General features: G+C 71.3%; 21 protein-coding genes. 13 read left to right on the top strand and 8 right to left on the bottom strand.

Annotation, left to right across the window (positions count from 1 at the left end):
• Nucleotides 1-90: 90 nt before the first annotated feature.
• Both EAO72_RS10220 and ssgD read right to left on the bottom strand, forming a co-directional pair.
• Nucleotides 91-1,668 (bottom strand): ABC-F family ATP-binding cassette domain-containing protein, encoded by a 1,578-nt coding sequence (locus EAO72_RS10220; RefSeq protein ID WP_187284996.1) that lies wholly within the window; start codon nucleotides 1,666-1,668, stop codon nucleotides 91-93.
• Between the two features lie 302 nt (nucleotides 1,669-1,970).
• Nucleotides 1,971-2,387, bottom strand: coding sequence for a spore wall synthesis regulator SsgD (ssgD, locus tag EAO72_RS10225; protein ID WP_148016937.1), 417 nt, complete (start codon nucleotides 2,385-2,387; stop codon nucleotides 1,971-1,973).
• A gap of 167 nt (nucleotides 2,388-2,554) precedes the next feature.
• Between ssgD and EAO72_RS10230 the strand changes: the two genes are divergently transcribed.
• Complete coding sequence (locus EAO72_RS10230; protein ID WP_261991404.1) at nucleotides 2,555-3,646, top strand: WD40/YVTN/BNR-like repeat-containing protein; 1,092 nt, start codon at nucleotides 2,555-2,557, stop codon at nucleotides 3,644-3,646.
• A 7-nt stretch (nucleotides 3,647-3,653) separates the two neighbouring features.
• On the opposite strand, the gene EAO72_RS10235 is transcribed toward EAO72_RS10230, so the two are convergent.
• Nucleotides 3,654-3,947: a YciI family protein gene (locus EAO72_RS10235; protein ID WP_148016938.1), complete on the bottom strand. Its 294-nt coding sequence runs from the start codon at nucleotides 3,945-3,947 to the stop codon at nucleotides 3,654-3,656.
• Nucleotides 3,948-3,991: 44 nt separating this feature from the next.
• Between EAO72_RS10235 and EAO72_RS10240 the strand changes: the two genes are divergently transcribed.
• Nucleotides 3,992-4,702 carry an endonuclease V gene (locus EAO72_RS10240; protein WP_148016939.1) on the top strand — a complete coding sequence of 237 codons (711 nt, stop codon included), beginning with the start codon at nucleotides 3,992-3,994 and terminating at the stop codon, nucleotides 4,700-4,702.
• 48 nt (nucleotides 4,703-4,750) lie between these two features.
• Nucleotides 4,751-4,894: a morphogenic membrane protein MmpA gene (gene mmpA, locus EAO72_RS41890; protein WP_187284997.1), complete on the top strand. Its 144-nt coding sequence runs from the start codon at nucleotides 4,751-4,753 to the stop codon at nucleotides 4,892-4,894.
• A gap of 23 nt (nucleotides 4,895-4,917) precedes the next feature.
• Here the strand turns inward: mmpA and EAO72_RS10245 are convergent, their stop codons facing one another.
• Nucleotides 4,918-6,108: a saccharopine dehydrogenase family protein gene (locus EAO72_RS10245; protein WP_148016940.1), complete on the bottom strand. Its 1,191-nt coding sequence runs from the start codon at nucleotides 6,106-6,108 to the stop codon at nucleotides 4,918-4,920.
• Nucleotides 6,109-6,313: 205 nt separating this feature from the next.
• Here EAO72_RS10245 and EAO72_RS10250 point away from each other — a divergent pair, with 205 nt between their 5' ends.
• The 4 genes from EAO72_RS10250 to EAO72_RS10265 are packed head-to-tail and all read left to right on the top strand — an operon-like array spanning nucleotide 6,314 to nucleotide 12,084.
• Nucleotides 6,314-7,474, top strand: a complete 1,161-nt coding sequence (locus tag EAO72_RS10250; protein WP_148016941.1) for a CaiB/BaiF CoA transferase family protein — start codon at nucleotides 6,314-6,316, stop codon at nucleotides 7,472-7,474.
• On the top strand, nucleotides 7,474-8,616 hold the full coding sequence (locus EAO72_RS10255) for an acyl-CoA dehydrogenase family protein (protein ID WP_148016942.1): 1,143 nt from the start codon (nucleotides 7,474-7,476) through the stop codon (nucleotides 8,614-8,616). The genes EAO72_RS10250 and EAO72_RS10255 overlap by 1 nt, the downstream gene beginning before the upstream one ends.
• 50 nt (nucleotides 8,617-8,666) lie before the next feature.
• Nucleotides 8,667-9,881, top strand: a complete 1,215-nt coding sequence (locus EAO72_RS10260; protein WP_148016943.1) for an acetyl-CoA C-acetyltransferase — start codon at nucleotides 8,667-8,669, stop codon at nucleotides 9,879-9,881.
• A gap of 31 nt (nucleotides 9,882-9,912) precedes the next feature.
• Nucleotides 9,913-12,084 (top strand): 3-hydroxyacyl-CoA dehydrogenase NAD-binding domain-containing protein, encoded by a 2,172-nt coding sequence (locus EAO72_RS10265; RefSeq protein WP_148016944.1) that lies wholly within the window; start codon nucleotides 9,913-9,915, stop codon nucleotides 12,082-12,084.
• A 55-nt stretch (nucleotides 12,085-12,139) separates the two neighbouring features.
• On the opposite strand, the gene EAO72_RS10270 is transcribed toward EAO72_RS10265, so the two are convergent.
• Complete coding sequence (locus tag EAO72_RS10270) at nucleotides 12,140-12,871, bottom strand: MerR family transcriptional regulator (protein ID WP_148016945.1); 732 nt, start codon at nucleotides 12,869-12,871, stop codon at nucleotides 12,140-12,142.
• A 127-nt stretch (nucleotides 12,872-12,998) separates the two neighbouring features.
• Here EAO72_RS10270 and EAO72_RS10275 point away from each other — a divergent pair, with 127 nt between their 5' ends.
• From EAO72_RS10275 to EAO72_RS10290, 4 genes are all read left to right on the top strand, one after another.
• The gene (locus EAO72_RS10275) at nucleotides 12,999-13,475 is read left to right on the top strand and encodes a macro domain-containing protein (RefSeq protein ID WP_148016946.1); all 477 of its coding nucleotides are present in this window, start codon (nucleotides 12,999-13,001) and stop codon (nucleotides 13,473-13,475) included.
• Nucleotides 13,476-13,542: 67 nt separating this feature from the next.
• On the top strand, nucleotides 13,543-14,640 hold the full coding sequence (locus EAO72_RS10280) for a helix-turn-helix transcriptional regulator (protein WP_148016947.1): 1,098 nt from the start codon (nucleotides 13,543-13,545) through the stop codon (nucleotides 14,638-14,640).
• A gap of 131 nt (nucleotides 14,641-14,771) precedes the next feature.
• A complete protein-coding gene (locus EAO72_RS10285; RefSeq protein ID WP_148016948.1) occupies nucleotides 14,772-17,465 on the top strand; it encodes a M4 family metallopeptidase in 2,694 nt (897 codons plus the stop codon).
• Between the two features lie 138 nt (nucleotides 17,466-17,603).
• Entirely contained in the window at nucleotides 17,604-18,236 is a 633-nt protein-coding gene (locus EAO72_RS10290; protein WP_148016949.1) for a TetR/AcrR family transcriptional regulator, read from the top strand.
• Here the strand turns inward: EAO72_RS10290 and EAO72_RS10295 are convergent.
• Nucleotides 18,154-19,128, bottom strand: coding sequence for an oxygenase MpaB family protein (locus EAO72_RS10295; protein WP_261991405.1), 975 nt, complete (start codon nucleotides 19,126-19,128; stop codon nucleotides 18,154-18,156). The genes EAO72_RS10290 and EAO72_RS10295 overlap by 83 nt on opposite strands.
• Nucleotides 19,129-19,411: 283 nt before the next feature.
• Between EAO72_RS10295 and EAO72_RS10300 the strand changes: the two genes are divergently transcribed.
• Nucleotides 19,412-20,302: an oxygenase MpaB family protein gene (locus tag EAO72_RS10300; RefSeq protein ID WP_148016950.1), complete on the top strand. Its 891-nt coding sequence runs from the start codon at nucleotides 19,412-19,414 to the stop codon at nucleotides 20,300-20,302.
• Nucleotides 20,303-20,373: 71 nt separating this feature from the next.
• On the opposite strand, the gene EAO72_RS10305 is transcribed toward EAO72_RS10300, so the two are convergent.
• Together EAO72_RS10305 and EAO72_RS10310 are read right to left on the bottom strand one after the other, a co-directional pair.
• Nucleotides 20,374-21,417 carry a LacI family DNA-binding transcriptional regulator gene (locus EAO72_RS10305; RefSeq protein WP_148016951.1) on the bottom strand — a complete coding sequence of 348 codons (1,044 nt, stop codon included), beginning with the start codon at nucleotides 21,415-21,417 and terminating at the stop codon, nucleotides 20,374-20,376.
• Between the two features lie 62 nt (nucleotides 21,418-21,479).
• Complete coding sequence (locus EAO72_RS10310) at nucleotides 21,480-22,004, bottom strand: GNAT family N-acetyltransferase (protein WP_148016952.1); 525 nt, start codon at nucleotides 22,002-22,004, stop codon at nucleotides 21,480-21,482.
• A 170-nt stretch (nucleotides 22,005-22,174) separates the two neighbouring features.
• On the opposite strand from EAO72_RS10310, the gene EAO72_RS10315 reads away from it, so the two are divergent.
• A complete protein-coding gene (locus EAO72_RS10315; RefSeq protein ID WP_148016953.1) occupies nucleotides 22,175-23,491 on the top strand; it encodes a M14 family metallopeptidase in 1,317 nt (438 codons plus the stop codon).
• Nucleotides 23,492-23,538: the final 47 nt, after the last annotated feature.

Consider the following 23,538-nt stretch of genomic DNA (forward strand, 5'->3'; position numbering starts at 1 on the left):
CATTCTCGACCAGTCCGAGCGCAGCCGGATCACCGTCCGGGCGATCCCCTTCGCCGCAGGCGGTTTCCCCGGAGCCGGACAGTCGTTCACCTATGTCGGCGCGGCGGTCCCGAGTGATTCGAGGAACGGAACGTCGTGGCTCGCCACGATCAACGCCCCCTCGTACGCGTCGAGTGCCGCCGTCAGCCGGCGCACGCTCGACAGGTCCAGATTGTTCGTCGGCTCGTCCAGCATCAGCAGCTGAGGTGCCGGTTCGGCCAGCAGCAGCGAGGCCAGAGCGGCGCGGAACCGTTCGCCGCCCGACAGCGTCCCGGCAGCCCGGTCGGCCCGGGCGCCCCTGAACAGGAAATGGGCCAGTCGCGCCCTGATCCGGTTGTCCGTGGCATCCGGTGCGAACCGCGCCACGTTCTCCACCACACTCAACTCGTCGTCCAGCACATCCAGCCGCTGGGGCAGGAAGCGCATCGGCACCTGCACCGACGCCTCACCGGACACCGGTGCCAGATCAGCGGCCAGGGTCCGCAGCAGCGTGGTCTTGCCCGCTCCGTTGCGTCCCACCAGCGCGATGCGCTCCGGACCGCGTACCTCGAACGAGCCCCGCACCCGTGCCCCGTGGGCGAGCTCCAGATCGTTCAGCAGCAGCACGCCCTGGCCCGGATGGACCTTGGTGTGCGGCAGTTCGACCCTGATCTCGGCATCGTCCCGCACCGCTTCGACAGCGTCGTCGAGGCGTTCCTTCGCCTCGGCCAGCTTCTCCGCGTGCATGATGCGGTGCTTGCCGGCCGACTCCTGGGCCGAGCGCTTGCGGGCACCCATGACGATCTTCGGTTCCCGCTTGTTCTCGTACATCTTCTGCCCGTAGCGCTTGCGCCGCGCCAGTTTGACCTGGGCCTCGGCGAGTTCGCGCTTCTGACGGTGCACATCGGCCTCGGCGACCCGCACCATGCGCTCGGCGGCCTCCTGCTCCACGGCGAGCGCCTCCTCGTACGCCGAGAGGTTCCCGCCGTACCAGGTGACCGTGCCCTCCCGCAGATCGGCGATCTGGTCGACACGCTCCAGAAGCTCCCGGTCGTGACTGACGACGACGAGGACGCCGTTCCACGAGTCGACCGCCGCGTAGAGGCGGCCACGTGCGTGAAGATCCAGGTTGTTCGTCGGTTCGTCCAGCAGCAGTACGTCAGGCCGGGCCAGCAGCAGCGCCGCCAGGCGCAGCAGCACGCATTCGCCGCCCGACATCTCACCGATCGTGCGGTCGAGACCGATGTGGCCGAGGCCGAGCTGGTCGAGCGTGGCGAGCGCCCGCTCCTCCACGTCCCAGTCGTCACCGACGGCGGCGAACCGCTCCTCGGTGACGTCGCCCGCCTCGATGGCGTGCAGCGCCGCACGGGTCTTGTCGATGCCGAGGGCGGCGTCGACGCGCAGCGCGGTGTCCAGGACCAGGTTCTGCGGCAGGTAACCGACCTCGCCCGCCGCCTTGATGTGGCCCTCGACGGGAGTGAGTTCACCGGCGATCAGCCGCAGCAGGGTCGACTTGCCCGAGCCGTTGAGCCCGATGAGTCCGGTACGGCCGGGGCCCACGGTGAGGTGGAAGTCGTCGAGCACCGGACTGCCGTCGGGCCAGGCGAAGGACAGCGACGAGCAGGTGATGTGGGTGAGGGGGGTAGACACAAGGAACTCCCGGTTGCGAGGAAGGACAGGGGCAACGGGGCGAGACACCGGTCACTGGCTTTCCACGGAAGAGATTCCGGAAGACAAGAAGAGGAAAGGCCCTGGTCGCGGAGGACGGCTCGAAGAGCTGAGGTCACACTCGGGCACGCGGACATGTGCGGACATGACACGGCGTACGGCACGGTGTCTCAAGACCTCAGACGAGCAACGTCCTACTCCTATCGGCGACAACAAGGACATCAACGAAGGTACGGCGGTCTCCGGGGCGCGGCAAGCGAATTAACGGGCCCCGGGGCGACGGGTCAGCGGGAACCGCCGAGCAGGTGCGCCAGACTCCCGTCCAGATCCAGGAAGCGGTGCTCCTCCCCGGCGGGGACGAGTTCCTGGGCGCGCCGCAGGAACCGGCGCAGCTCCGCCGTGCGCACGTGCACCATGGCGATGCCCTCGGCGGCGTGGAACTCCAGCACGGTGCGGTCGTACCCGAAGGGCCTGACGCGTACGTCCCCGACCCCCGCCGACGCCTCCATCCCCGCCGACAGCAGTTCCCGGGAGAACTCCCAGGACACCTCGGTTCCCTCCAGCGTCGCCGGCGCGGGGAACGCCATGCGGACGGCGAAGGGGTCCGTGCGGTCGTAGCTCAGTACCGCGGGAAGCGTTTCCATCCGGGGCGCGGATGCGACCATGCGGGCCTGAACGGACTGTTCGATTACGGTGGACACGACCTGCTCCCTCTCGCGACGCCTCTTGTACAGACGACGGAACCCCTCGATCCGTGCATCGGAGCACGGCGTGAGTTACGTCACCGCACACCGCCGCCTGCACGTGTGCCCGTTTTCCGGCGATGCACCCTGGACGGGGCCCGGCCCGTGGATTAGCTTCCAGCGCCATGAAGCCCATGGGGAAGACGCGACGACTGATGTCACTGGGACTGTGCGGGGCCGCGCTGGCGGCCGCGCTGGCCGCACCCGCCGCCGAGGCGGCACCGGGCGAACGGCACCGTCCCGCCTGGACACCCACCGACACGGGCACCGACGCCCGCTTCCGGGGCCTCGCCGCCGTCAGCAGCCGTACGGCGTGGCTCGCGGGCTCGCAAGGAACCGTGCTGCGCACCACCGACGGCGGCAGGAACTGGCGCGACGTCTCGCCGCCCGGCGCGGCCGACGAGGCGCTGGAGTTCCGTGACATCGAGGCCTTCGACGCCCGGCGGGCGGTGGCCCTGGCCATCGGCGAGGGAGAGGCCTCCCGGGTCCTGCGTACGGAGGACGGCGGCGCCACCTGGACCGAGTCGTTCCGCAACACCGACGCACGCGCCTTCTACGACTGCCTCACCTTCTTCGACAGCCGCCACGGCCTCGCGATGAGCGACCCCGTGGACGGGCGGTTCCGCATCCTGTCCACCGCCGACGGGGGCCGCAGCTGGAACGTGCTGCCCAGCGCCGGCATGCCGGCGGCACAGCCCGGCGAGGCGGGCTTCGCGGCCAGTGGACAGTGCCTGGTCAGCTCCGGCCCCAAGGACGTCTGGCTGGCGACCGGCGGGGCGGCGACCGCCCGGATCCTGCACTCGGGCGACCGCGGACTGACCTGGACCGCGACGGCGTCGCCGATCCCGGCCGGCGACCCGGCCCGCGGCGTGTTCGGCCTCGCCTTCCGGGACCGGACCCATGGCATCGCGGTCGGCGGTGACTACCGCGCCGGCCAGGAGTCGCCCCGCGCCTCGGCGGTGACCGTCGACGGGGGCCACAGCTGGCAGCCGTCCCGTACGCCGCCGCCCGCCTACCGTTCCGGAGTCGCCTGGCTGCCGCACAGCCGCTCGGCCGCACTCGCGGTCGGCCCGGCCGGCACCGACCTCACCACGGACGGCGGCCGCACCTGGCGCACGGTGGACACCGGCTCGTACGACACGGTCGACTGCACCGCGGACGGGAGTTGCTGGGCGGCCGGCGAGAAGGGGCGGGCCGCACGCGCGTTCGTCCGCTGAAGGGCTCCTACACCTGCTGACGATAGGGGGTGAGCGCGTCCGACGTCTTCGTCGCGATGAACTCCGTGATCCGGTACGCGCATACGCCGTGCACGACGAAGGGGTCGGCGGCCACGAGCCGTTCGATCGCGGCCCGGTCGTTTCCGACCGCGAGAATCACCCCGCCCTCGCGGGGGTTCTTGCGGCCGGAGGCGATGAACACCCCGGCCGCGTAACGGGCGTCGAGCCAGGCGACGTGAGCCTCCATCAGCGCGTCGATGCGGTCCAGTGGGGCGGTGTACGAAAGATCGAGAACGAACATGACCCGAAGGCTACGGGAGCGGCCCGCCTACACTGACCGGCATCATGACGACACTGCGGATACCCGCCGACGAGGCCGAGGCGCGCGCCCTCCAGGACACCCTGCGCACCCGGGTGGTGCTCGACGAGGAAGGTCCGGCGCCGGGCACCGGCCGGGTGACGGGCGTCGACGTCGCCTACGACGACGCGCGCGATGTCGTCGTGGCGGCGGCCGTCGTCCTGGACGCGGCCACGCTGGAGGTGGTGGCGGAGTCCACCGCCACCGGGCAGGTCACCTTCCCGTACATCCCGGGACTGCTCGCCTTCCGCGAGATCCCCACCGTGCTGGCCGTGCTCGAATCCCTGTCCGTCGACCCGGGGCTCGTCGTCTGCGACGGCTACGGACAGGCGCACCCCCGCCGCTTCGGCCTCGCCAGCCATCTGGGCGTGCTCACCGGGCTCCCGGTCATCGGCGTCGCGAAGAACCCGTTCACCTTCTCGTACGAACAGCCGGGCCCCCACCGCGGCGACCGGTCACCGCTGCTGGACGGGGGCGAGGTGGTGGGGCAGGCGCTGCGCACCCAGGACGGCACGAAACCGGTGTACGTCTCGGTCGGGCACCGTATCGGCCTGGACAACGCCTGCGCCCACACGCTGTCATTGGCCCGTGGTTTCCGCCAGCCGGAGACGACCCGCAGGGCCGACGCGCTGTGCCGGCGGGCGCTCCGGGAAGCCACCGGCCGAGGGCCGGCGCGGGCACGGGGTCCGGGCGTCTGAGTATCCGTACGGATAGCGCCCGCCGATCATGGTCGGCAGTCTGGACACATGAACGCATCTCGCTCAACCGCTCGAACCGCACCCCTTCACCCTGCTCAGCGCCGTGTGGCGGTGGGCATGCTGATCGGGGGCGCGGTCGGCTTCGTCTGGGCCGGGGCGATGCTCTACACCCTGGCCTCCTGGATCTTCTGAGCCCTGTCCGCCCGGTGGCGCCGTCAGCGCACGGCCGCCACCCGGAAGCGCAGACCCGCCCCGCGCAGCCGCTCCAGCAGGGCGTCTCCCATGGCGACCGCCGTGGTGACCTGGCCCGAGGACGGCGGGAGCTCGTCCAGCGCCAGACACAGCGCCGACTCCGCCAGCATCTTCGCCGTCTCGTCGTAGCCCGGATCGCCGCCCGACACCTCGGTGAAGACGCGGCGGCCCCCGCCCTCGCCGACGAACCGGACGGTGAACCAGCTCCGGCGGCGGCGCTCCTCGTCGGGGCCTGACCCGGGCTCGTAGCGGTCCATCAGCCAGTTCCGTACGGCCGGCAGCTGGGCCGCGCCGAGCAGGGCGCCCAGGGCCGCCGTGCCGCCCAGGGCCACCGGCAGATGTCTGACCGAGGCGTAGTGCCGGTAGCGGAAGTCGGGGCCGTAGCGGGGGAGCGCCCGCGCCGAGCGCCGGACGATCTGCGCGTCGAGGGTCGGCAGCGGAAGCGCCCAGGTGCCGGTCTCCCCGCTGAAGCGCGGCCCGCTGAGCGGGGCGGCGGCGCGGCGGGCGACCAGCCGGGGCTCGTGCAGCCGGCGCTCCCTGGCGGCGCTGAGTGTCTGCGGGCCACGGCCCATCGCGGTGAGCGCGGAGGCGAACGTACCGCCGGAGAAGACGGCGTTGGAGCGGACGAAACCGTCGATGCGGAGCGGGACGTCCTCGGGCAGTTGCAGCACGGTGAAGTACGCGCCCAGATCGTGCGGTACCGAGTCGAAGCCGCAGGCGTGCACGATCCGGGCCCCGGTCTCGCGCGCCCGGGCGTCGTGCTCCAGATACATCCGGTCGGCGAACTCCGGCTCGCCCGTGAGATCCGTGTAGTCCGTTCCCGCCTCCGCGCAGGCCGCGACCAGCTTCTCCCCGTACCAGACGTACGGGCCGACGGTCGTGGCCACCACATGGGTGGACTCGGCCAGTTCGCGCAGCGCCTCCGCGTCGTCGGCGTCGGCGTGCAGCAGCGGCAGATCCGCGCAGTGCGGATGGAGCGCGGTGAGCCGGTTGCGCAGGTGCTCGAGTTTCGCGCGGTTGCGGCCGGCCAGGGCCCAGCGGCAGCCGTCCGGGGCATGGGCCGCCAGATACCCGGCGGTGAGTTCACCCACGAAACCGGTAGCGCCGAAGAGGACCACGTCATAGGGGCGTGATGCCCCGTTCTGCCTGTTCACGAGTGCCTCCGCAGGGGCCGGCGCCGATGTAGCAGGCAGAGGGTAGCGGAGCCGTACGTGGCGCTGCGCGGGAGGGGAGGCTTCGTGCGAGAGGATCCCGGGGAGAGAAACTAAGCGCTTGCTCGCTCCAAGGGGTTGTGCGGGGCGCGGTGCGTTCTTAGCATCATCGATGTTACATCAGTTGTGTCATACCGCTGGGGGCTCGATGGCAACGACAGGGAACGGCTCGCACGGGCCGCGCGGCCCGCTGGCCGGGGTGCGCGTGGTCGAGCTGGCAGGCATCGGGCCCGGCCCGTTCGCCGCGATGCTCCTGGCCGATCTCGGCGCCGACGTGGTCCGCGTCGACCGGCCCGGCGGGGCCGGCCTCGGCATCGATCCGGCCGGCGACCTCACCAACCGCAACAAGCGCTCCGTTCTCGTCGACCTCAAGGACCCGGCCGGTCCGGACACCGTCCTGGACCTGGCCGAGCGCGCCGACGTCCTGATCGAGGGGTACCGGCCCGGCGTCGCCGAACGCCTGGGCGTGGGCCCGGACGCCTGCCTGGCCCGCAATCCGCAGCTCGTCTACGGACGGATGACCGGCTGGGGCCAGGACGGCCCGCTCGCCGAACGGGCCGGGCACGACATCGCCTACATCGCCGTCACCGGCGCTCTCTCCATGATCGGCAAGCCGGAGGAGCCGCCCGCCGTCCCCGCCAACCTGCTCGGCGACTACGCGGGCGGTTCGCTCTACCTCGTCGTCGGCGTCCTCGCCGCCCTCCAGCACGCCCGGACGCCCGGCGGCAGCGGACAGGTCGTCGACGCGGCGATCGTCGACGGCACCGCTCACCTCACCATGATGATCCAGGGCATGCTGCAGGCCGGCGGCTGGCAGGACCGGCGCGGCTCCAACCTGCTGGACGGCGGCTGCCCCTTCTACGGCTCGTACGAGACCGCCGACGGCGCGTACATGGCCGTCGGCCCGCTCGAGAAGCGGTTCTACGCCGAGTTCACCGAACTCCTCGGCCTGGGGGACACGGCCCCCGACCGGGGCGACCTCGCACGCTGGGGCGAGTTGCGCGAGGTCGTCGCGGCCCGGTTCCGTACCCGGACCCGCGCCGAGTGGACCGAGGTCTTCGAGGGCTCGGACGCCTGCGTGGCCCCGGTCCTGTCCCTGCGCGAAGCACCCCGCCACCCGCACCTGGCCGCCCGCTCCACCTTCGTCGAACACGGCGGACTCACCCAGCCCGCGCCCGCCCCCCGGTTCTCGGCCACGCCCTCCTCGGTGCACAGCGGACCGGCCCTGCCGGGCGCGGACACCGAGGCCGTCGCCGCCGACTGGGGCGTACCGGCCCTGCGCGACACCCGGAAGGACACGACCGACTGATGCAGCGGCAGATCTTCACCGAGGAGCACGAAGCGTTCCGCGAGACGGTCCGCACCTTCCTGTCCAAGGAGGTCCTCCCGCACTACGAGCAGTGGGAGAAGGACGGCATCGTCTCGCGCGGGGCCTGGCGCGCCGCCGGACGGCAGGGGCTGCTCGGCCTCGCCGTACCCGAGGAGTACGGGGGTGGCGGGAACACCGACTTCCGCTACAGCGCCGTCCTCGCGGAGGAGTTCACCCGGGCCGGCACCCCCGGCCTCGCGCTCGGGCTGCACAACGACATCATCGGCCCCTATCTGACCGGCCTGGCGACCGAGGAGCAGAAGCGGCGCTGGCTGCCCGGCTTCTGCAGCGGCGAGATCATCACCGCCATCGCGATGACCGAACCCGGCGCCGGCTCCGACCTCCAGGGCATCCGCACCACCGCCGAGGACAAGGGCGACTACTGGCTGCTCAACGGCTCCAAGACGTTCATCTCCAACGGCATCCTCGCCGACCTGGTGGTCGTCGTCGCGAAGACCACCCCGGACGGCGGCGCGAAGGGCCTCTCGCTGATCGTCGTGGAACGCGGAGCCGAGGGCTTCGAGCGCGGCCGCAACCTCGACAAGATCGGCCAGAAGTCCCAGGACACGGCGGAGTTGTTCTTCCACGACGTCCGCGTACCCAAGGACAACCTCCTCGGCGAACTCGACGGCGCCTTCATCCACCTGATGACCAACCTGGCCCAGGAACGGATGGGCATAGCCGTCGCCGGGATCGCCGCCGCCGAGCACCTCCTGGAGATCACCACCACCTACGTCAAGGAGCGCGAGGCCTTCGGACGGCCGCTCTCCAAGCTCCAGCACATCCGCTTCGAGATCGCCGAGATGGCCACCGAGTGCGCCGTCACGCGCGCCTTCCTCGACCGGTGCATCGTCGACCACTCGGACGGGACGCTCGACGCCGTACACGCCTCCATGGCGAAGTGGTGGGCGACCGAACTGCAGAAGCGTGTCGCCGACCGCTGCCTCCAACTGCACGGCGGATACGGCTACATGGCGGAGTTCCCGGTGGCCAGGGCCTTCACCGACGGCCGGATCCAGACCATCTACGGCGGCACGACCGAGATCATGAAGGAGATCATCGGCCGCTCGCTGCTCGCCTGACCGGGCCCCCGGCACCCCTGTTGCGCAACCACCCTCGAAAGGCAGCTGTCTTGAGTACCGAAGCATTCGTCTACGACGCGATCCGCACCCCGCGCGGCCGCGGCAAGGCCAACGGGGCCCTGCACGGCACCAAGCCGATCGACCTCGTCGTCGGCCTGATCCACGAGCTCCGCGACCGCTTCCCGGGCCTGGACCCGGCGGCGATCGACGACATTGTCCTCGGCGTGGTCAGCCCGCTCGGCGACCAGGGCTCCGACATCGCGCGCATCGCCGCCATCGCGGCGGGCCTGCCCGACACCGTCGCCGGTGTCCAGGAGAACCGCTTCTGTGCCTCGGGCCTGGAGGCCGTCAACCTGGCGGCCGCCAAGGTCCGTTCGGGCTGGGAGGACCTCATCCTCGCGGGTGGCGTGGAGTCCATGTCCCGCGTCCCGATGGGCTCGGACGGCGGGGCCTGGGCGATGGACCCGATGACGAACTACGAGACCGGCTTCGCGCCGCAGGGCGTCGGCGCCGACCTCATCGCGACCATCGAGGGCTTCTCGCGCCGCGMCGTCGACGAGTTCGCCGCCCTGTCCCAGGAACGGGCCGCCGAGGCGTGGAAGGACAACCGCTTCGCGCGGTCCGTCGTCCCCGTCAAGGACCGCAACGGTCTCGTCGTCCTCGACCACGACGAGCACATGCGTCCCGGCACCACCGCCGACTCCCTCGCCGCGCTCAAGCCGTCGTTCGCCGCGATCGGCGAGATGGGCGGGTTCGACGCGGTGGCGCTGCAGAAGTACCACTGGGTGGAGAAGATCGACCACGTCCACCACGCGGGCAACTCCTCCGGCATCGTCGACGGCGCGGCCCTGGTCGCGATCGGCTCGAAGGAGATCGGCGAGCGCTACGGCCTCACCCCGCGCGCCCGGATCGTCTCCGCCGCCGTCTCCGGCTCCGAGCCCACCATCATGCTCACCGGACCCGCGCCCGCCACCCGCAAGGCGCTCGCCAAGGCCGGACTGACCATCGACGACATCGACCTCGTCGAGATCAACGAGGCCTTCGCCGGGGTCGTCCTGCGCTTCGCCCGCGACATGGGGCTCTCCCTCGACAAGATCAACGTCAACGGCGGCGCGATCGCGCTCGGCCACCCGCTCGGCGCCACCGGCGCGATGATCCTCGGCACCCTCATCGACGAACTGGAGCGGCGCGACCAGCGCTACGGCCTCGCCACCCTCTGCGTGGGCGGCGGTATGGGCGTCGCCACCGTCATCGAGCGTCTCTGACCGTCCCCCTTCCTACGGAGAAGACAGACACATGACCGAGAGCACGACCATCCGCTGGGAACAGGACGAGACCGGCGTCGTCACCCTCGTCCTCGACGACCCCGACCAGTCCGCCAACACGATGAACCAGGCCTTCCGGGACTCCATCGAGGCCGTCGCCGACCGGGCCGAGGCCGAGAAGGACTCCATCCGGGGCATCATCTACGCCTCCGCCAAGAAGACCTTCTTCGCGGGCGGCGACCTCAAGGACATGATCAGGATCGGCCCCGAGAACGCGCAGGCCGCGTTCGACGCCGGCAGGGCGATCAAGCGGTCGCTGCGCCGCATCGAGACCCTCGGCAAGCCCGTCGTCGCCGCCATCAACGGCGCGGCCCTCGGCGGTGGTTACGAGATCGCCCTCGCCGCCCACCACCGCATCGCCCTGGACGCCCCCGGCTCCCGCATCGGCCTGCCCGAGGTCACCCTCGGCCTGCTGCCCGCCGGCGGCGGCGTCACCCGCACCGTACGCCTCATGGGCATCGCCGACGCGCTGCTCAAGGTCCTCCTCCAGGGCACCCAGTACACGCCCGCGCGCGCCCTGGAGAACGGTCTGGTCCACGAGGTCGCCGCCACCCGCGAGGAAATGCTGGCCAGGGCCCGCGCCTTCATCGACGCCCACCCCGAGTCCCAGCAGCCCTGGGACGTCAAGGGCTACCGGATCCCCGGCGGCACCCCGTCGAACCCCAAGTTCGCCGCCAACCTGCCGGCCTTCCCGGCCAACCTGAAGAAGCAGCTCGCCGGTGCGCCCATGCCCGCGCCGCGCAACATCCTGGCCGCGGCCGTCGAGGGCTCGCAGGTCGACTTCGAGACCGCGCTCACCATCGAGGCCCGCTACTTCACCGAGCTGGTCACCGGCCAGGTCTCGAAGAACATGATCCAGGCGTTCTTCTTCGACCTCCAGGCCGTCAACTCCGGCGCCAGCCGCCCCAAGGGCATCGAGGAGCGCCAGGTCCGCAAGGTCGCCGTTCTCGGCGCCGGGATGATGGGCGCGGGCATCGCGTACTCCTGCGCCCGGGCCGGCATCGACGTCGTCCTCAAGGACGTCTCCACCGAGGCCGCCGCCAAGGGCAAGGCGTACAGCGAGAAGCTGCTCGACAAGGCGCTGTCCCGGGGCCGTACGACCGAGGCGAAGCGCGACGAACTGCTCGCCCGCATCACCCCGACCGGCGACCCGGCCGACCTCGCCGGCTGCGACGCCGTCATCGAGGCCGTGTTCGAGGACACCGCGCTCAAGCACAAGGTCTTCCAGGAGATCCAGGACGTCATCGAGCCCGACGCGCTGCTCTGCTCCAACACCTCCACGCTGCCCATCACCGTGCTGGCCGAAGGGGTCTCGCGCCCCGCCGACTTCATCGGGCTGCACTTCTTCTCGCCCGTCGACAAGATGCCGCTCGTCGAGATCATCAAGGGTGAGAAGACCGGCGACGAGGCACTGGCCCGCGCCTTCGACCTGGTCCGCCGGATCAAGAAGACGCCGATCGTCGTCAACGACTCGCGCGGCTTCTTCACCTCGCGCGTCATCGGGCAGTTCATCAACGAGGGCGTCGCCATGGTCGGCGAGGGCGTCGAGCCGGCCTCCGTCGAGCAGGCGGCCGCCCAGGCGGGTTATCCGGCCAAGGTCCTCTCCCTGATGGACGAGCTGACGCTCACCCTGCCCCGCAAGATCCGCAACGAGACCCGCAAGGCCGTGGAGGAGGCGGGCGGCAGCTGGGCCGCCCACCCCTCGGACGCGGTCATCGACCGGATGGTCGACGAGTTCGGCCGCCCCGGCCGCAGTGGCGGAGCGGGCTTCTACGAGTACGACGAGAACGGGAAGCGCACCCGCCTGTGGCCCGGCCTGCGCGAGCACTTCGCGAAGCCGGACGCGGACATCTCGTTCACCGACATGCAGGAGCGGATGCTCTTCTCCGAGGCCCTGGACAGCGTCCGCTGCCTGGAGGAGAACGTCCTGATCACCGTCGCCGACGCCAACATCGGCTCCATCATGGGCATCGGCTTCCCGGCGTGGACCGGCGGCGTGCTCCAGTACATCAACGGCTACGAAGGCGGCCTGCCCGGCTTCGCAGCGCGCGCCCGGGAGCTCGCCGAGCGGTACGGCGACCGGTTCCTGCCGCCCGCGCTGCTCGTGGAGAAGGCGGAGAAGGGCGAGACCTTCCACGACTGACCGCGTCGCGAGGGGCCGCACCCGCAGCCGCACTCGGGTGCGGCCCCTCGGGCCGCTACTCGGCCGCGAAGGCGGCCCGCAGCTCCTCCTTGAGCGAGCGCTGGAACGCGGTCACGAGCGCCTGCAGCACCAGCGGCTGCATGTGCGCGGACAGCGACTTCATCGCTTTGAGGTGTTCCGGATCCGACTCCCGCTCCCGGTAAGGACCCCACACCTCGTCCCGGAAGAGCCGGCTGAGCTCGTGCGCGACCGAGCGGGTGTGTTCCAGCAGGACGGTACGGGCGGCGAGGATCGTCTCGTGCGCGATCGGTACGTCGAGCAGCTCCACGCCGAGGCGCAGCAGCCCGGGGTCCAGCCGGTAGGCACCGTCGTCCGCTCCGGACCGCTCCAGCACCCCCATCGCGGCCAGGCGGTCGATGTCCTCCTGCGACAGCGTCCGCCCCGAGCGGCGTTCCAGCTCCGCGCGGGTCGCCTCCTCCGCCGAATCGGGCGCCCACGATGCCACCAGGGCCCGGTGGATGGCCAGATCGTGGGCGCTCAGATCGGGCGGCAGCTGCTCCAGATAGCGTTCGATCGCGGCGAGCGTCATGCCCTGGTGCTGGAGCTCCTCGATGAGCGCCAGGCGGGAGAGGTGCTCGTGCCCGTAGTGCCCGACGCGGCGCGGCCCGATGACGGGCGGAGGCAGCAGTCCACGGGTGCTGTAGAAGCGCACCGTGCGTACGGTCACCCCGGCGCGCGCCGCCAGTTCGTCGACGGTGAGCTTCGGCTCCTCGCCCTCGGTCGCCATGTCTGCTCCTCGTTGTCCGCCTGCGGATGGGCTGCCGGGTGCATGCGCCCTCCGGTGCAACAGTATTGCTGTCTCACCAATGATGTGAAAGAGACCGGATCTCAGTGGTCCCGCCTAGCGTGCTCCCATGTCCGAGATCACTTACGTACAAGGCGACGCGACCTCTCCCCACGGCAAGGGCGTCAAGGTGATCGTCCATGTCTGCAATGACCTCGGCGGCTGGGGCAAGGGTTTCGTCCTGGCCCTCTCGCGCCGCTGGCCGGAACCCGAAGCGGCGTACCGCCGATGGCACCGGGAGCGCGCGGGCAACGACTTCGGCCTCGGCGCAGTGCAGTTCGTGCAGGTCAGTCCGTACGTCTGGGTGGCGAACGCCGTGGGCCAGCGTGGAATACGCACGGGGAGCAGCGGGGTCCCCGTGCGCTACGAGGCGATCGACCGCGCGCTGGGGACGGTGGCGGACCGGGCGGCCGAACTGGGGGCCTCGGTGCACATGCCACGGATCGGCTGCGGGCTGGCGGGCGGGACATGGCCCCGGATCGAGCCCCTGGTCCAGAAGCGGCTGGCCGGACGGGGCATACCCGTGACGGTGTACGACTTCGGCTGAGGCCGTCGCCCCGGATCACGCCGGATAGCCTGACGCCGTCAACGCGGCGGGCCGGAAGGGGTGGGGCATGGCGGGTGCCGAGGCGCGGGGCGGGGAGCCCGGCCGGGCCGAGGCCGAAGGGTCGCGCGGTCAGGTGGACGCGTCACTGCTGACCCTGCTGGGACTCGGACCGGACGAGGACGCGGTCTACCGTCTGCTCGTGGACCGCCCGGACTGCGAACCGGGCGCGCTCGCGGGTCCGTTGGACGAGGCGGCGGTGGCCGACGCCCTCGACTCGCTCGTCGAACGAGGGCTTGCCAGCGCCGACCTGCCGGATTCCGGCGGGAGCGCCCGCTACCGGGCCGCTCCGCCGGTCCTTGCGCTGGGGCCGCTCCTGGAGTCACGGCGTTCCGCCCTGCACCGGGTCGAATCGCTCGTTGGAGACCTCTCCGAGCGCCACCGCTCCGCGCAGATGTACGGTGCCGGGGCGCCGGTGGAGGTGCTGTCCGGCCCTGCGGCGGTCCGGCGACGTCTCGTGACCATGCAGCGTCAGGCCAGGAGCGAGGTGTGCACCTTCGTGCCGGCCAGACACATGCCCGCACTGCTCAGCTTCGAGGACAACCACGAAGAGGCGGACGCGGAGATGATGCGCCGCGGGGTCACCGTGCGCAGCGTCGTCGAGCGTGCGTGGCTGGAGCATCCGGCGACCGCGGCCGTGGTGGGCGCGTGTGTGGCCCAGGGGCAGCACATCTCCGTCACGGACCGGCTGCCGACCAAACTCGTCATCGTGGACCGCCGCATCGCCCTGCTGCCCCTGGACCCGGACCGCGAGAGCGAGCCCGTCGCACTCGTCGTCCATCGGACCGGTCTGCTCACGGCCCTGGTCTCGCTCTTCGAGGCGCACTTCGAGAAGGGACGACGGCTGGCCCCGCCCGGTGCCGAGGACGATGCCGAGTCCCCCGTCGCGGCCATCGACCGGCAGATCGTGGCCCTTCTCCACGTCGGCCTGACCGATGCGGCCATAGCCCGCCAGCTGGGGATGGGGCATCGCACCGTGCAGCGTCGGTTGCACGCGCTGATGGACGAGGTGGGCGCGGCGACCCGGTTCCAGCTCGGCTGGTATGCGGCCCGGGCGGGATGGCTGTCCGAAACATCGGACAACTCGGCCTCAGAAGCCCATTCCTGAGGCGTAATTACGCCACGGCACTTTCGCGCCAGTGCCAACTCTTGTTCAGGCGGGGCCCCATGGCGAACGATCAGCACGTCAACGCCCGAGCCGCCCCAACGGCTCAGGCGCAGGTGCGATGGGGAGGTCCTGTGAGACGAACGAGTGTGCTGCGGATCCTGGCGGCCGGGGTGGTCGCCACCGCGACCGGCGCGGCGCTGATGGCCGCGCCGGCCTGGGCGGACGACATCGCGACGGCCCCGGCGGCGGGCCCGGCAGGTGTCGCCCCCGCGATGACCCAGGGCCTGGACAAGGCCCCCAGGGAAGGAACCCCGGCCCAGGCCGCCCGGGCCCACCTGAAGGCGCACGAGGACACGTACAAGGTCCCGGTGGACGATCTGGGCACGGTGAGGACGACCAAGGACGGCAAGCAGTCCTCGGTGCGCTTCCAGCAGAAGCACGACGGTGTCCCCGTCTTCGGCGCCGAGTACGCGGTGCAGACGACGGCGTCCGACGGCGGCCAGCAGGTCACCTCCGCCACCGGCACGCTCTACACCGACCTCACGGTCTCCACTACGCCCACGGTGAGCGAAGCCACCGCGAAGCATCGGATGTTCACCCTCGACCGCCGCCTGTCCGACGTGCGGGACGCGCGGACCGAGGCGCACGGTCTGTCCGTGCTGCCCGACGCTCGGGGCGGCAGGCTCGCCTGGCACTTCACCGTGACCGGCGGCAGGGCGAACGGCAGCCCCGTGCGCCAGGAGGTGTACGTCGACGCCCGCGTGGGCGGCATCGCCCTCTCGTACAACAACATCGACGCCGCCGACGCGTCGCCCGCCGAGGCCACCGGCGTGCGCGTCGACGGCAGCGAGGCGAAGCTCGACGTCAACAAGGAGGCGGAAGGCTCGTACACGCTCGTCGACTCGACGCGCGCCATGTACCCGCTGACCGGCGGCCAGATCCGCACGTACGACGCCCAGCGCAAGAACTACAGCCTCGTCGCCGGCGGCGCGGTCACCGACGACATCCCCCTGGGCACATCGGCGAGCGAGCGCTTCGACGGCGCGAACACCTCGTCGGGCGCGGTGGACGCGCACCTGAACGCCGCGAAGGTCTACGAGTACTACAAGGACCGGATCGGCCGGGACGGCGTCGACGGCAAGGGCGGCACGATCTACTCCGTCGTCAACGTCTCGTCGGGCGGCAAGGACTACGCCAACGCCTTCTGGGACGGCTCCAAGATGGTCTACGGCCACATGGACGGCGTACCGCTCTCCGTCGGCCTGGACGTCGTCGGCCACGAGATGACGCACGGCGTCACCGAGCACTCCGCCGGCCTCGTCTACCTCAACCAGTCGGGCGCGCTCAACGAGGCGATATCCGACTACTTCGGCAACGCCATGGAGACCGCCGACAAGGGCATCGCGATGAGCGACCCGACGTCCGGCCTCATCGGCGAGTACCTCTGCAACGGCACCAAGCCGCTGGAGGAGTGCGCCCTGCGCGACCTGAACGACGGACGCAGCGCGCAGAAGGACTACCAGCCCATCACGCTCGACATCGACAACGGCGGAGTGCACTACAACTCGACCATCGTCGGCGGCGCGCTGTGGGACATGCGCAAGAACATCGACAGCGAGCTCGCCGACCGGATCGTCTACCGGGCGGCGCAGAACTACCTCACCCCGCTGTCCGGCTTCACCGACATGCGCAACGCGGTCACCCTCGCCGCGAAGTCCCTGAACGTCTCGAAGGCCGATCTCGCCGCCGTCGCCGCGGCCTTCGACGCCCACGGCATCGAGAACGGCTGGGAACACAGCAGCGGCACGCACGACGGCACCACCATCGGCGCCGGAGTCCTGCCCGCCTACGAGGTCTACGCCGGGTCCGTCGACGAGCAGGCCGCACAGATCAACGGCGACGTCTACGCGATCGGCCACGGCGACGCCATCGCCTGGGACCAGGGCAGCGCGGCCTTCGGTATCACCGTGGGCCGCTTCGACAAGAAGCCGGTGCGCGAGCTGGCCCAGAAGGACGCCTACCTGCTCGATCCGTCCCTGGACGACGACCGCATCGTCTTCACCCGCATCACCGCGGACGGCATCGGTGTCTACGGGGCCGGCGACAAGGGCCAGGGCGCGATCAAGAAGCTGGCCGACCGCCCCGACGCGGACGAGACCGAGCCGGTGACCGACAACGGCACCCTCGCCTACATCAGCACCACGGCCGACGGTGAGCAGGACGTCCTGCTCCGCCGCGCCGACGGCACCACCGTCAACGTGACGCCCGAGGCCGGAACCAGGGCCTCCCGCCTCGCGATGAAGCACGGACGGATCGCCTGGGCCGGCGTCGACGACACGTACCTTTACGTCTACGACATCGCGAAGGGCACCACGCAGTCCAAGCGGATCGCCGGCTTCCTCTTCAACTACATCTCGGACATCCAGCTCACCTCGGAGCGCGTCTTCTGGCGCGAGACCGGTGGCTTCCTGATCCCGAGCACGACGTTCATGTCCGCGCCGCTCGACGATCTGTCCACGGCGGCGAAGCTGCGCCTCCCGTCGGGGACGTACATGGCCCAGTTCTCGGTCAACGACACCTACTTCGCGTACTCCACGTACGACATCTGGGCCGCCCTCGGTTCGTGGAGCGGACCGGGCAAGGCGAAGGTCGCCAGGACGGCCGACGTGCTCGCCGGACTCGACAGCTTCAGCCGCGTCTCCTGCTCCTCCGGCGCCCAGCTGGCCCCGTCCCTCGGTGACGGCCAGCGCGTCGCCTGGCTGGACACCACCGCCGCGGACACCGACGTGGTCACCCGCGCGACGTTCGCCGGGACCTGCGAGTAGCCGGACCGCACCTTCCCCCGGCGGGGCGCCCACCGGASTCCGGTGGGCGCCCCGCACGCGTTGTTACAGGGTTACGGGCAGGATCACTCTGTATCGACTCCTATGGTGGGGTGGAAGCCGCGGAACGGGGGAGGGCCCATGACGGCACGGAGCACCGACGGGACACGGCTGGCCGTGGCGCTCAGCGCGCCGCCGCCTTCCGACGCGCTGAGCGAGCAGATCCTGGACGCCGCACGCGAGCAGTTCATGACCTTCGGGCTGCGCCGCTCCACCGTCGACGACGTCGCCAAGCGCGCCAAGGTCTCACGGGTGACCGTGTACCGGCGGATCGGCAACAAGGACAGCCTCGTCTCCGCCTGCCTGCTGCGCGAGTACCGCCGCTTCCTGGTGGAGGTGGATGACGCGGTGGCCGCGCTGCCGACGACGGAGGACCGGCTCGTCGAGGGCTTCACCGCGGTTCTGCGCCACATCCGCGAGCATCCGCTCATCGGTGGTCTGCTGCGGCTGGAACCCGAGACCATGCTGCCCTTCCTGACCCTGGAGAGCGGCCCGGCCTTCCTCGCCATCCGCGCGTACCTGGCCGACCGGCTGCGTGAGGCCCGGCGGGCGGAGGGCCGGCCGGCGACCGATCCGACCCCGGTGGCCGAACTGATGGTGCGGATCACTGTCTCCTTCCTCCTCAGCCCCGTCAGCTGTTTCCAGCTCGACGACGACACTCAGGTGCGGGAGTTCGCCCGCCGTTATCTGGTGCCGCTGCTCGCTGCCGGCTAGAGCCGTCGGGGGTCCCGCCGGTCTCGTCGGGCAGCGGCTCCAGGGGGCGGTTGCGCGCCCAGTGCGGCCCGAGGTCGTCGAGCCGCCAGCCGAAGGGGTACGAACGGGGCTGCGGGCGCGAGGGCAGGCGGCGTGGCCGGGCCGGCAGCCGGCGTACGCACCGGGCGCGCAGGCGCAGGGCCGCCGAGGCCGAGGTCCGTGCCCACCTCGGCTGCGGCCGGAAGCCCAGAGCCTTCAGCAGCGGCTCGTCGAGCAACGCCAGCGAGAATCTCGCCACCAGGGGCCGTAACGGTCGCGGATACCAGCTCGCCATGACGCGGAACGTGGCGTTGGCGACCCGCCGGTTCGCCGGGTCGTACGCGAACATCCGCTCCTCGTACGAGTCGAGGAGCGCCTCGAACCCCTCGTACGTGTCGGGCGCTCCCTCGATCCCCATGACCGCCGCCATCTTGCGGCCGGTCTCCACCAGTGCCTGGATCTCCTGCGGGCACAGGGGGCGCCAGCCGAACCGGTCGATCCAGCGCTTCGGCCCCACGACGGTGGTCGCGAGGACATAGCGGAAGTCCTCGTTCGGGATGCTGTACTTCCCGTGGATCCGGTTCAGATGCCGCGCGGCCGCGCGCCCGCGCTCCGAGTCGAAGCCGTCGGCCGCCATCTCGTACCCGATCAGCACCGTGTCGTCGTACCGCTTCTGGCCGGCCCGTTCGAACTCCTGGGTCCGGTCGAGGAGCACGGAGATCCGGGGGACGCCGTAGTCCCGGAGGAAGGCGACGCTCACGCCCTGCCGGTAGTCCCAGGGGAACTCGTACTGGGAGATCAGCCGAAGGATCTCGGCGTAGTCGCGTGCCGGATCCATCCGGCGTATCTCGTGCAGGCGGCTGTATCGGCCCATGGTGTGCTCTCCTCTCCTTCTGCCGACTCCCTGCGGGGACCGCTGCCTTGTGGTGTCGCTGTCGCACGGACCAACTCCCTTGATGTCCAAGGAATGTGATGGCCCGTTCGGTCGAGGGAGTCAAAGTTACAAATACTATTGACTTGTTTCAGCGGCCCCGTCAACACGGCCGACGGCGGGCGTTCCACGGGGCCGGTGCGCAGGGACCCGGACGGGCTCGCATACTGGATCACGCAGGGGCCGGGCGCCGGACCGCGCGCCCGCCGACCGTCGGGAGCACCACATGAGCAGCGAGAGCGCCCAGGGCGCGGATCCGGTACCGCCCCCGCCCGGAGGTGTGCTGTGGAGCCTGTCCGGTGACATCCGGGCCCTGCTGATGCTGCCGGCCGCCCTCACCCTCCAGGTCGCCCACCCCGCGGTCGGCGCGGGCGTCGACGAGCACTCCGTGTTCCGTACGGACCCGTGGGGCCGCGGGGAACGTTCGCTGAGCTCGCTCCAGCTCTGGGTGTACGGGGGAGAGGAGGCCGCGGAGGAAGGACGCAGGCTCCGCCGGCTGCACCGCACGATCCAGGGCGCCGACACCCGCGGCCGCCCCTACCACGCCCTGTCACCGGCGAACTACGCATGGGTCCACGCGACCGGGTTCCCCGTGTACCGGCACGGGGCGCGGTACCTGCTGCGGCCGCTCGGCCGTGACCAGGAACGGGCCCTGTACCGGGAGTGGCTCCAGGTGGGCCGCGTGCTCGGGATCCACGACCGGGACATGCCGCAGACGATCGAGGAGTTCTGGCCCTACTACCGCGGCATGCTCGCCGACGAGATCGAGCGGACCGCCGTCGTCGGGGAACTCGTCGACCCCGGCGCCCCGGTGCCGCCCCCGGACCGGGGCCCGTTGGCTCTCCGGCTGCTACTGCGGGCCCTGTGGCCGGTGCTGCTTCCGCCACTGGCCCGGTTCCGCGGCTTCCTCACCGTCGGGCTGATGCCGCCGGACGCGCGCGAGGCGATCGGCCTGGAGTGGACGGACGCCCAGGAGCGCAGGCTGCGGAGGTTCTGCGCGGTGGTGCGGGCGGTCGTGCCGGTGCTCCCGGAGAGGCTGCGGTATCTGCCGCGGGCGCGGCGGGCGCGGGCGGCCCACCGGGAAGCGGTGCGACGCGGCGGCCGCCGGTCAGGCTGAGCCGGCCGGTCCCGCTCATCGGGCGCAGGGATCCTCGGGCACAGGGCGCCTCGGGCACACGGCAGCGCGCGTCACGCGGAGGCGCGGCGGATCAGTTCGGTCGGGATGATGACCGAATCGGCGTCGCTGTGCCCGTCGTTGAGCCGCTCCATGAGAAGCCGGACCATCAACCGCCCCATGCCTTCCACATCCTGACGGACCGTCGTCAGCGGGGGATCGGTGGCCTCGGCGACCGACTCCAGATCGTCGAACCCCACCAGGGCCACATCCCGCGGCACCCGGCGGCCGTGCTCGCGCAGCACCCTCAGCGCGCCGGAGGCCATGAGGTCGTTGGCGGCGAAGACGGCGTCCAGTCCGGGCCGCCGATCCAGCAGTTGGGCCATCGCCCGCGCGCCGCCCTCGGTGGTGAAGTCGCCGTCCGCGACGAGGGCGGGGTCGGCGTCGGGCAGCACGTCGGTGTAGCCGTCGATCCGGTCGAGCGCCGACGTCTGGTCGCGCGGGCCCGCGATGTGCGCGATGGTCCGGCGGCCGAGCGAGACCAGATGGCGCACGGCCTCACGGGCACCGCCGCGGTTGTCGCAGTCCACGTAGGGGACCGCGAGCTCGGATGCCGCGCCCGGCCGTCCCGGGCGGCCGCCGTAGACGGTGGGTACCCGGAACCGGCGGATGACCGAGGGCAGTTCGTCGTCGGTGTGCAGCGAGAAGGCGAGTACTCCATCGACATGGCCGCCGGCCAGGTAGCGGGTGACCCGCTCGAAGTCCCCGCTGCCCTCCACCAGTAGCAGCACCAACTGGGCATCGTGCAGACCCAGTTCGCGGCTGATGCCGCGGATGTGCTGGGAGAAGAAGGGGTCGGAGAAGATCCGGGCCTCGGGTTCGTCGATGATGACGGCGACCGCACCGTTGCGCCGCGTCACCAGGGTCCGGGCCGCGTGGTTCGGAATGTAGCCGAGCTCCTCGACCGCCTTGCGGACCCGGTCCGCAAGCGGCTGCCGCACCCCGGCACCGCCGTTCACCACCCGTGAGGCGGTGGCCCGGGAGACTCCGGCACGGGCCGCCACCCCCTCCAGCGTGGGGCGCGTGTCATGAGGGGGGCCGGGGTTCGGACCGGGCAAGGGACGCTCCTGGGAGGCGCGGGAAGAGGCGGGGAACGGCGGTGAGCGCGAACCTCGTCACCTTAGACCGGCCGGGGCGTGGCCACCGGGCCGGCGGAGAGGTCGATGGTGAACGCCACCCGGTCGAGCCCGGGGCCGTCGTAGTCCGGTTTCACGGCGGAGGCCGTGAAGCCGAGCCGGGTGTGGAACGCCTGTGACGCGGTGTTCTCCGGGCTGGTGACGCAGTGCACGTAACGGCGCCCGTGGGACCGGGCGAGCGCGAAGAAGGCTCCGTAGAGGGCCCGGCCCACACCTTGTCCGTGCAGGGCCGGGTCGATGCCGGCGAAGTGCACATACGCCGACTCGGGTTCGCTCTGGGACAGGAAGCCGACCAGGAAGGCGGCCACCTCGCCACCGTCACGTTCGACCAGGAAACCGGTGCTCGTGAAGTGCTGGAAGTACAGCCGGGGCAGCAGCAACGCGCGTTCCGTCGCGCCCGCTTCCCCCTTCAGCCCGCCCCACCACGAGTCCAGTACGGCGAGTACGCGGAGATGGTCGTCCTCGGCAAGGTGCCGGGCCACCAGGCCTGCGGGAAGGTCCTCGATCATCCGGGCAGTCTGTCATCCCGCGAGAGAAACGTCGTGGACACGGTCGCGGACGCCCTCCCGTGAACCGGCCGCCGACCGGACCCCGCGCGGGTCTGTCGCGCGAGGCACCCTACGGGGTACGTTCCGCGCATGCCGATACGCGTACGGCGCGCGGCCCGGCGAACGGACCGATGACCCGGCCGGGGCCGAACCGCCCCCGCAGGCGTTCCGGTCGCGTCCGTGGCCTCACTTCGACGGCCGTCGTCGCCGCGCTCGCCGTCGCCCTGGTCACCGCGCCCTCCGAGGCGGCGCACACCCCGCCCCGTACCGGTTTCGAGTCGGCCGCCGGTGCCCGGTGGACCAGCTCCGACGAGGAACGTTCGCTGCTCGCCGCCGCCGACCGCCACAGCGACCGGGTCGCCGTGGACCGGATCGGCACGACCGGGCAGGGGCGGCCCCTGCGCCTCGTCCGGATCGGCGGCGGCCGCGGGGCCACCCTCACCGTGCTGCTGGTCTGCAGCCAGCACGGCGACGAACCCGCCGGCCGCGAGGCGTGCCTGACGACGATCCGCGACCTCGCCTACGCCACGGACCCGGCGACCCGCGCCTTCCTCTCCCGTACCGAGATCCTCGTCCTGCCCACCGCCAACCCGGACGGCCTGGCCGCCGGAACGCGTGGCAACGCCGACGGACTGGACATCAACCGCGACCACATCGCCCTGCGGACCGCCGAGGCCCGCGCCATCGCCGCCGTCATCAGGGACCGCACCCCCGAAGTCGTCGAGGACCTCCACGAGTACAGCGCCACCCCGCCGTACTACGACAAGGACCTCTACGTCCTCTGGCCCCGCAACCTCAACGCAGACGAACGGGTGCACGACGCGTCCGAGCGTCTGGTCGAACGCTATGTGCGTCCGGCCCTCCTGGACGCGCGATTCAGCAGCGGCCGGTACGGAGTACGGACCGACCCACTGACCGGCGGCCCGCTCGAACAGACCGCAGGCGACGGGCAGGAACGCATTCTGCGCAACACGACGGCCCTCAAGCACGCGCTCGGCCTGCTGGTCGAATCCCGCGCGGACGCGCTCTCCGGCGCCGAACGCGCCGATCCCGCCGTCGGGCAGCGCCGTCGCGTCCGGTCCCAACGCGTCGCGCTCGGCGCGCTCTTCGCCTACGCCGACGCCGAGCACGACCGCATCCGCGCCGCCACCGCACGGTCGCGCGCGGCAGGGTTCGCCGACCGGGGACCGGTGTTCCTCGGGGGAGCGGACAACGAGGCGGCGGGGCCCGACGAGATCCTCGCCGACCCGCCCTGCGGTTACCGGCTCACGGCTGACCGCTACGCCGACGTGATGGACGAACTGGCCCTGCACGGCGTCACGTCCCGGCCCGACGGTGACGGTGTGTATGTGACCCTGCGGCAGCCCGCCCGGAGGCTGATTCCACTCCTCCTGGACCGGAGGGCGACATATCACCTCACAAACGGTCAAGCCGATACCGCTTGTTGATCCCGGGAGATGCACACCGCGTGTGGTACTGCCTACGGAGAGCGAAA

The sequence above is a fragment of the Streptomyces sp. OR43 genome, assembly GCF_008042275.1.
GTDB lineage: Bacteria > Actinomycetota > Actinomycetes > Streptomycetales > Streptomycetaceae > Streptomyces.

Bases quoted from the DNA above. Each gene is read 5' to 3' on its own strand.
- EAO72_RS10310 (WP_148016952.1), bottom strand. From the start codon at position 22,004: ATGATCGAGGACCTTCCCGCAGGCCTGGTGGCCCGGCACCTTGCCGAG.
- EAO72_RS10280 (WP_148016947.1), top strand. From the start codon at position 13,543: ATGGCGGGTGCCGAGGCGCGGGGCGGGGAGCCCGGCCGGGCCGAGGCC.
- EAO72_RS10230 (WP_261991404.1), top strand. From the start codon at position 2,555: ATGAAGCCCATGGGGAAGACGCGACGACTGATGTCACTGGGACTGTGC.
- EAO72_RS10300 (WP_148016950.1), top strand. From the start codon at position 19,412: ATGAGCAGCGAGAGCGCCCAGGGCGCGGATCCGGTACCGCCCCCGCCC.
- EAO72_RS10315 (WP_148016953.1), top strand. From the start codon at position 22,175: ATGACCCGGCCGGGGCCGAACCGCCCCCGCAGGCGTTCCGGTCGCGTC.
- EAO72_RS10295 (WP_261991405.1), bottom strand. From the start codon at position 19,128: ATGGGCCGATACAGCCGCCTGCACGAGATACGCCGGATGGATCCGGCA.
- EAO72_RS10240 (WP_148016939.1), top strand. From the start codon at position 3,992: ATGACGACACTGCGGATACCCGCCGACGAGGCCGAGGCGCGCGCCCTC.
- EAO72_RS10275 (WP_148016946.1), top strand. From the start codon at position 12,999: ATGTCCGAGATCACTTACGTACAAGGCGACGCGACCTCTCCCCACGGC.
- EAO72_RS10265 (WP_148016944.1), top strand. From the start codon at position 9,913: ATGACCGAGAGCACGACCATCCGCTGGGAACAGGACGAGACCGGCGTC.
- EAO72_RS10255 (WP_148016942.1), top strand. From the start codon at position 7,474: ATGCAGCGGCAGATCTTCACCGAGGAGCACGAAGCGTTCCGCGAGACG.
- EAO72_RS10250 (WP_148016941.1), top strand. From the start codon at position 6,314: ATGGCAACGACAGGGAACGGCTCGCACGGGCCGCGCGGCCCGCTGGCC.
- EAO72_RS10270 (WP_148016945.1), bottom strand. From the start codon at position 12,871: ATGGCGACCGAGGGCGAGGAGCCGAAGCTCACCGTCGACGAACTGGCG.
- EAO72_RS10290 (WP_148016949.1), top strand. From the start codon at position 17,604: ATGACGGCACGGAGCACCGACGGGACACGGCTGGCCGTGGCGCTCAGC.
- EAO72_RS10235 (WP_148016938.1), bottom strand. From the start codon at position 3,947: ATGTTCGTTCTCGATCTTTCGTACACCGCCCCACTGGACCGCATCGAC.
- mmpA (WP_187284997.1), top strand. From the start codon at position 4,751: ATGAACGCATCTCGCTCAACCGCTCGAACCGCACCCCTTCACCCTGCT.